At 40.0% G+C, this 7,066-nt stretch carries 7 protein-coding genes; 3 read left to right on the plus strand and 4 right to left on the minus strand.

Annotated elements, in window-relative coordinates; translation table 11 throughout:
- Positions 1-138: 138 nt before the first annotated feature.
- The gene (locus tag IEW82_RS19725; protein ID WP_229672835.1) at positions 139-1,701 is read right to left on the minus strand and encodes a C40 family peptidase; all 1,563 of its coding nucleotides are present in this window, start codon (positions 1,699-1,701) and stop codon (positions 139-141) included.
- A 107-nt stretch (positions 1,702-1,808) separates the two neighbouring features.
- Positions 1,809-2,477, minus strand: coding sequence for a reverse transcriptase-like protein (locus IEW82_RS19730; RefSeq protein WP_188699086.1), 669 nt, complete (start codon positions 2,475-2,477; stop codon positions 1,809-1,811).
- A 184-nt stretch (positions 2,478-2,661) separates the two neighbouring features.
- Here IEW82_RS19730 and IEW82_RS19735 point away from each other — a divergent pair, with 184 nt between their 5' ends.
- On the plus strand, positions 2,662-3,192 hold the full coding sequence (locus IEW82_RS19735; RefSeq protein ID WP_188699088.1) for a 3D domain-containing protein: 531 nt from the start codon (positions 2,662-2,664) through the stop codon (positions 3,190-3,192).
- 126 nt (positions 3,193-3,318) lie between these two features.
- Here the strand turns inward: IEW82_RS19735 and IEW82_RS19740 are convergent, their stop codons facing one another.
- The gene (locus IEW82_RS19740) at positions 3,319-3,903 is read right to left on the minus strand and encodes a YdeI/OmpD-associated family protein (protein WP_188699090.1); all 585 of its coding nucleotides are present in this window, start codon (positions 3,901-3,903) and stop codon (positions 3,319-3,321) included.
- 477 nt (positions 3,904-4,380) lie between these two features.
- Positions 4,381-5,325 (minus strand): alpha/beta hydrolase, encoded by a 945-nt coding sequence (locus IEW82_RS19745; RefSeq protein ID WP_188699092.1) that lies wholly within the window; start codon positions 5,323-5,325, stop codon positions 4,381-4,383.
- A gap of 300 nt (positions 5,326-5,625) precedes the next feature.
- Between IEW82_RS19745 and IEW82_RS19750 the strand changes: the two genes are divergently transcribed.
- Positions 5,626-6,066, plus strand: a complete 441-nt coding sequence (locus tag IEW82_RS19750) for a MarR family winged helix-turn-helix transcriptional regulator (protein ID WP_188699094.1) — start codon at positions 5,626-5,628, stop codon at positions 6,064-6,066.
- A 605-nt stretch (positions 6,067-6,671) separates the two neighbouring features.
- Positions 6,672-6,854 carry a hypothetical protein gene (locus tag IEW82_RS19755; protein WP_188699096.1) on the plus strand — a complete coding sequence of 61 codons (183 nt, stop codon included), beginning with the start codon at positions 6,672-6,674 and terminating at the stop codon, positions 6,852-6,854.
- Positions 6,855-7,066: the final 212 nt, after the last annotated feature.

A 7,066-nucleotide genomic window follows, 5' to 3' on the forward strand; every position in this document is an offset into this window, starting at 1 on the left:
ATATTTAAACTCGACGGTGTATCCTCTCTTAGACACAGAAAAACTCCCCTTACGGTAAAACAGATTTTTGTTTTTTAATCTGTCTACCGTAAGGGGAGCATATCAATGCTGTCAGCCCCCTTATTTTTGTACTCCTTCTCAATAGACCCGCTTTGCTCCAACATAATACTTCTTCCAATATGAATTATCCATTGATGCAATCGCAATTCCACTTGAACTTGTTGCGGATACAAATTGATTATTACCAATATAAAAACCTACATGGGAAATGGTTCCTGGTGTATTGACAGCAAAAAATACTAAATCACCAGGCTGTAGCTGTGCAGAGCTTACCGCTGTGCCTGTTGTATATAAACCTGCCGATGTATTACGGGACATCGACACACCGTGCTGATTAAACATATAGTAAACAAAACCCGAGCAGTCAAAGCCTTTGGGAGTTGTCCCGCCCCACAGATATGGGACGCCTAGATAATTTTTAGTATCCTTAACCAAATCGTGTTTGACTAACGCATGAGCAATGACTGTTTTCGTTGCTTGATCTGCCGTGCCTGTCACTGGGAGTCCGTAATCTTTTTGTACATTTTTTAGTGCTTCTGTTGTTGGATTATCATAGCTTCCTGTCATCGTTGTAACGGTATAGTAACCAAGGGTTTGTAAATCCTTTTGAACCGCTTGTAAATCCGCTGATGCTGTTGAAGCTGTCGTGGGTGTTGTAGCCGTTGGGAGCGTTAAAACCTGTCCAACGCGAATCACATCACTTGTTAAATGATTGGCTTGCTTAATTTGATCAACTGTGACGTTATACTTTTTAGCAATAACGGACAATGAATCTCCTGAGACAACCGTATACGTTGAAGAGGTGGAGGGCGCAGTATTCTGAATTGTAGAAGCTGGCGTACTCTGAGGAATAATGAGAGATTGTCCAACGAACAAACGATCATTTGTGATGTGATTCGCACTGCGAAGCGCATCCAAGCTGATATTAAATTTTGTAGCAATGGCCCACAAGCTATCTCCAGAAACAACTGTATAGGTTGTTTGCTGTGGTGTTGCCGTTGGTGAACTGGTTTGGGGGACAGTCGTTGTGCTTGTTGACGCATTAACAAGAGCAGGAATGATCAATGTCTGACCTAGTTGCGTCTGATCTGTTGTCATCCCATTTGCCGCTTTAATCGCATCCACAGTTATACCATATTCTTTTGCCAATACCGTTAAATAATCTCCTGTTTGTACGACATGAAAAGCTTTCGGAATAATCAGCTGTTGATTGATTTGTAACACATCTGTTGTCATATGATTGGCTTTTTTAATATTATCAATAGACGTGTTGAATTTTTGTGAGAGCTGCCAAAGCGTATCTCCTGGTTCAACCGCATAATAAATAGAACTGGATGTTTTTTTCTCAGTTGCATCCTTCATCACTATTTCAGCGGCCTTCGCCTTAGAAGTGTGCTCCATCATTAACGGAGCGGATATCATTGCCATGCCGCCAATTACCACTTTTAACATGGTCACCCTAACCGAGGCATAGCGTGTGTTTATTATCTCTTTCGCCATCGTCATCAGCTTGGCTTTATCATTCAAAATGCGATCATATTCACTGGCAAACTCCTCTAACGGGGCCTCGACATACATAATGAGTTCATATTCTTCATTCTTTCCGGCAATTTCTCTGATTTCATAGTTTGTATAATCCACTCTTGTGTAATCTCCTTTGAATATAATGTGCCTAAACATAATATTCACCGAGATTGCCTATTTAATGAGTGAAAGTTCAACGAAGAATGAAAGAGAATTACTCACACTTAATCACGGCCCTGGTTTAATTCAATCGTACTTGAAATATCAATGGATTGAAGCGCTTGAGTCGCTAAGTGGTCGGCTTCCTGATTGAGTTTTCTTGATATGAGCTGATAATCCGGAGTTAGCCCTAATCCCGCTAACTTCGCTTCAATACGGTCTGCCCATTGATTTAATGCTTTTTCAAAGCATGGCCATTCCCCTAACAATTGATTGATCACAACCTGAGAATCTCCCTTAATTTTCACCTGCAAATGATGGACTCCTAATTGTTCTAATGCCCTAAGCGCAAGATCAAGGGCTGCATATTCTGCTTCATTATTTGTCAAAAGGTTGGTTGCCTTTGCATTTTTTCGTAGCCGAAAAGCTCTTCCATTTTGTTCATAGTAGATCACACAGGCTAATCCGGAAGTTTTTGTTTCCTCATTAAAGCCCCCATCAAAATAAAGTGTAATGTTATGGGGTTCTCCTTGTATGTCTTCTATAAATCGCTTCAAGGTTTTGACATTCCACATTCTCTCTTGCTGATCAATCAATTCGAGCTGCTTAATCCTCCCTGTGCGTTCTAGATCTTCGGCTATGAGCAGCGCTTTTTCTGCTGAAAGTTCATCAGAATTCAATCCCACTTCTAACCCTTGGCGAGTCTTATAAATCAACAGCATTCTTACGTCCATGATTGCTCTCCTTTAGTCGTCTTAAGATGAAGTGCAAATAGAAAGGATTCTTTCCTTTTCCATTAACTTCCCCTATGAAATGATTAGTAAACAAGCTGTAAATGAAATACTAAGGCTCTGAAACATGAATGTTACATCGTCATGATAAAGTTAAAGTAACTTCAAAGGAAAAGGAGCCACTCAATTGAAAAAACTCATTTTATCAATAAGTTCAGCACTTTGTTTAAGTATTGGTATTTCAAGCGCTGCCTTCGCAAGCACAGATACATACACTGTCAAAAGTGGCGATACACTATGGGACATTGCTCAAAGTCACAATTTGTCGGTCAATCAGCTTAAAACATACAATCATTTAGAGTCTGATATCATTTTCCCAAATCAACAGCTCGGCCTCGCACAAGCTGAGGCTGCGACGAACGCAACCACAAAAGCATTTAAGGTGTCAGCTACGGCTTATACCGGTAGTTGCGAAGGTTGCAGCGGACTGACGGCTACGGGAATTAATCTTAAAAACAGCCCAAATTTGAAGGTCATTTCTGTTGATCCAAAGGTGATTCCATTGGGATCTAAGGTGTCTGTAGAAGGCTATGGAACAGCCATCGCTGGGGATACTGGTGGTGCCATAAAAGGCAAGAAAATTGATGTCTTCATGCCCTCACAAAAGAAAGCTCAGGAATGGGGACGTAAAACTGTTACCGTCAAAGTGCTTAAATAATCATGTCAACAACCTGCCAAGTGCTTAACTGCACTTGGCTTTCATTATCATACACACAGAAGCCATCAGGCGGTTTGATCAATGTGACATGGCTATTAACGGATCGTTTGTGTCATCCATTGTCCATCAATCATTTAATCCTTTGCCGTTAAGGATTTTCTGGACATATTTATCTACCCTTGCTTCTCGGGTTTTAGATTGTTTCGCGCCCGAAAAATAGAGAATGTATGCTTTCTGTCGTCCTGGTGTTAAGGCTTCAAATGCCGTTTTCAAAGCGGGCATTTCGTCGAATTTATTTTGTAGTTCTTCTGGAAGACTGAATTCTTTTTTATAGGGAACTTTCAGGCCGGCTTTTTCAACTTCAATAGCTTCATTAATATAGGCCTTCAAAATGGGGGCCATTTGAATTATTTCTTGAACAGTCGTGAACCGAATCTGACGCCCTGCCTGAACATTCGCTGTTTGTTGTACAAGAATCCCATGAGTATCCTTTAGCAAGGCGCCTTTATGAAATAAAAGTGCACAGTAGTCTTTAAATCCATGTATTAATACAATATTTTTTTCCTCAAATGTATAGCAAGGATGCTTCCACTTAAATGTTTCGGTCAACCCACAGTCAAGAACCAGCATTCTCAACTTCGTATATTCTTCCTTCCACTTATGCGCTTGTTTAAAAAATTCATCAACCTTAGCATTCATTCTACTGGTCATAAAGGGACACCTCTCTACATATTGCATGTGCTGACAGACGAAGCGAATCTTCGCATTTTTCTTTCGGCTATGTTTTTAAGCCTTATGAAACCATTTCAAAAGGATTGATGGGAGCAACTACAAAAAGAACTCAAAGCATTCATCTCCCTCTTCATATCGGTCATACTCATACTAACACGGAAATCCTGAAAAATCCGCTCATCTCTAAAATGCATGCACACAGCAAAATAAATGAATCCTGGCATTAAAGCGCATTAAGGAAACTTGACTTATGCTTCACCGCTTTACTAAGCACAGCCTGATGTTCGTGCTTTCGCACTCACACATTAAGGGGGGCGCCAAGCCTTAGATGGCGAAAGTCAAAGCCTAACTTATACTATTTTCCTTTAAGAGCGTCACGAAGTGATACATTCTGTATAGTATAAAAAAACGCTTATCTCTATGTCTATCATGGAGATAAGCGCTAACCAAATTTTATTATTGTTGCTTTAACCAAGAAGTCGCCAACAATAGTGCCCCCTTCGCTGCATGTGTATCTGCAAGCGCATTAAGCATGACAAAATCATGAATGATACCTTGGAAACGAACAGCAGTAACGGGAACGCCAGCTTCCCGAAGTTTATTAGCATAGGCTTCACCTTCATCACGGAGGACGTCCGCTTCAGCAGTAATCACCAACGCTTCTGGCAGACCCGTAAGCTGTTCTTTCGTTGCACGAAGTGGTGATGCTGTAATCTCTGCTCTTTCAGATGGATTTGTCGTATACTGATCCCAGAACCATTGCATACCATCACGACGTAAGAAATAACCCGTCGAAAACTCATGATAGGATTCTGTATCGAAAGCAGCATCGGTTACCGGATAGAAAAGCAACTGTTTATGGATTGCTGGACCTTTTCTTTCTTTGGCAAGCAGTGTCAGTGCCGCAGTCATGTTTCCTCCAACGCTATCCCCGCCAACATATAGATGGTCTATGTCAAAATCATATTTCTCTGCATTGGTGCTGATCCAATCAAGAACCGTGTAAATTTCTTCAATTGCTGTCGGATATTTCGCTTCTGGTGATAAGCTATATTCAGGGAAAACGACTGCTGCTTGTGCACCTACTGCGAGCTCTCGCACTAAACGATCATGTGTATGTGCATTTCCAAATACCCAGCCTGCACCATGAATATAAAGGATAACAGGCAATTTTCCTGTTGCTTGTTCTGGTTTGAGCACCTTTACTAAAACAGTGTCTGTTGGTCCACCATCTACAGTCACCTCTTCCACAGCAACCGGTGGTTTCGCAATGTCGCCGGATTGAACTTCATCGACTGTCTTACGTCCTTCCGCTGGCTCAAGATCAAAAAGATATGGCGGGTTGGCTGTCGCCTCTACAAATTCTTGTGCTGCTGGTTCTAATATAACGTTCTTTTTCATTATTAACATCTCCTAAAATTTTTATATTTGATCATTAATATTAACCTTTTTCAAACCATTTCATTCTAAGCCGTTATCTCTTAAAAGCTAAAAGATCCTCCTTCCTCATTTCTGTTTTATCAAATTAGGTTTTGCAAAATCTTATGTACACATCATATAACACCTTATTTATATTGTCAACAATTAAATTTTGCAAAATATATTTGTTGGATTTTAAATTGAGCTTGACTGAATAGCTGCATTCGCGTTATAATTTCTTGAAATTCAATTGGTAGCAATATAGTGGAAGGAGATATTATTTTGGTACAAAAAGATCAATTCGTCTCATTAGAGGAGCATTTATGTTTTTCCATATATGCGTGTTCCCGAGCAATTTTGCGTTTATACCGTCCTTATCTAGATGATCTCAACCTCACCTATCCGCAATATCTTGTATTAGTTGTTCTATGGGAGCATGAGGAAAGCACGGTCAAGCATCTAGGGGAATTACTCGATTTGGATTCAGGTACACTTACGCCCATGTTAAAACGCATGGAATCAGCAGGGCTTCTCAAACGGACACGTGCGAAAGAAGATGAACGTGTTGTCGTAATCCGCATCACAGACAAAGGAAAGGCATTGCAGCAAGAAGCATTATGTATACCCGACTCCCTTATTCAATCAGCTGGCATGACGGATGAAGAAATGTCTACCCTTAACTCAGCTATAAAAAAACTCATGAAGCAAGTCAATGCCAGATGACTTCGGGTTACCTCCGAAGTCTTTTTTTAAAAGAAAAGAAAGCTGAAAATCTAAGCATAACCGAGTAAATTAAAGAAAAACCTTACTTTAATAGGAAGTATAAAATTTCTGATCATGGGGACGGTGCGCGATTCCGCTTCAGGCCGCTCGCGTTCCGCGGGGGAGTGGTAAGCCCCCTCGCGCCTTGCGCTCCATTCCACTTGACCAGGCAATGAAGCCTCTTCCATATTGGATGATGCTCTATACTAAGGACAAGGACCGGGCATGCTTTTTGCCCGGTTTTTCTTATATAAGAACTTTAGTTTGTGATGGTTTTGCCATCATATCAGGAAGCCAAAAGGAGAGCGCATCAGTATCAGTAAAATTTTATTGATAAATATTTTCTAAAACATGCAACAGTCAACTTATTAACTTATATAATGTACTGACTTGAAGCTCGCGAACAGATCAGCATTGCTTTTCAACTCGACTGGCTTCACTCATTCATCGGTAAATACTTTCTATGTTACGAAACTATTATATTCTTTAACATGTTCATCATACTCTCTTAATATTTTTCGGGTAAAAAAGAAGTATAAGATGTCTAATATTTAAAGGAGGAAGCAATGTTATTAAAAAAGCTTTCAGCAGATAAACATATTACCATTGCCTACCGCACCAACCACGACACCGTACGTACTGTTAAAGGCCATGTCCGCAATATTAATCTTATTGAACAAAAATTATCAATAAAAGATGAAGAAAAGACTTATACCATTGATCTATCTTGCATTAAACACATAGATTAATGGTTTTTTATTCCTCTTAGTTTCGTTGAACTTTGATTTGTGCTGCCGCAATCTTGAAGCTTCAGACTATATATCATCGTTATAATATCTCCTCTTTCTCACCATATAAGGTATGTGTAAAATAGTTCTCGGTGGTATTTCTACAAAATCCTAGCCAAAAAAGAAGAGGCACTCTATCATAAATGTATGCCTACCAGAGCAAATACATCGTA

The organism is Pullulanibacillus camelliae (genome assembly GCF_014642655.1).
Classification (GTDB): Bacteria; Bacillota; Bacilli; order Bacillales; family Sporolactobacillaceae; genus Pullulanibacillus; species Pullulanibacillus camelliae.

What these genes read in the sequence shown, in the direction of transcription:
- IEW82_RS19745 (WP_188699092.1), bottom strand. Translation starts at nt 5,325, where the DNA reads ATGAAAAAGAACGTTATATTAGAACCAGCAGCACAAGAATTTGTAGAG.
- IEW82_RS19755 (WP_188699096.1), top strand. Translation starts at nt 6,672, where the DNA reads ATGTTATTAAAAAAGCTTTCAGCAGATAAACATATTACCATTGCCTAC.
- IEW82_RS19740 (WP_188699090.1), bottom strand. Translation starts at nt 3,903, where the DNA reads ATGACCAGTAGAATGAATGCTAAGGTTGATGAATTTTTTAAACAAGCG.
- IEW82_RS19730 (WP_188699086.1), bottom strand. Translation starts at nt 2,477, where the DNA reads ATGGACGTAAGAATGCTGTTGATTTATAAGACTCGCCAAGGGTTAGAA.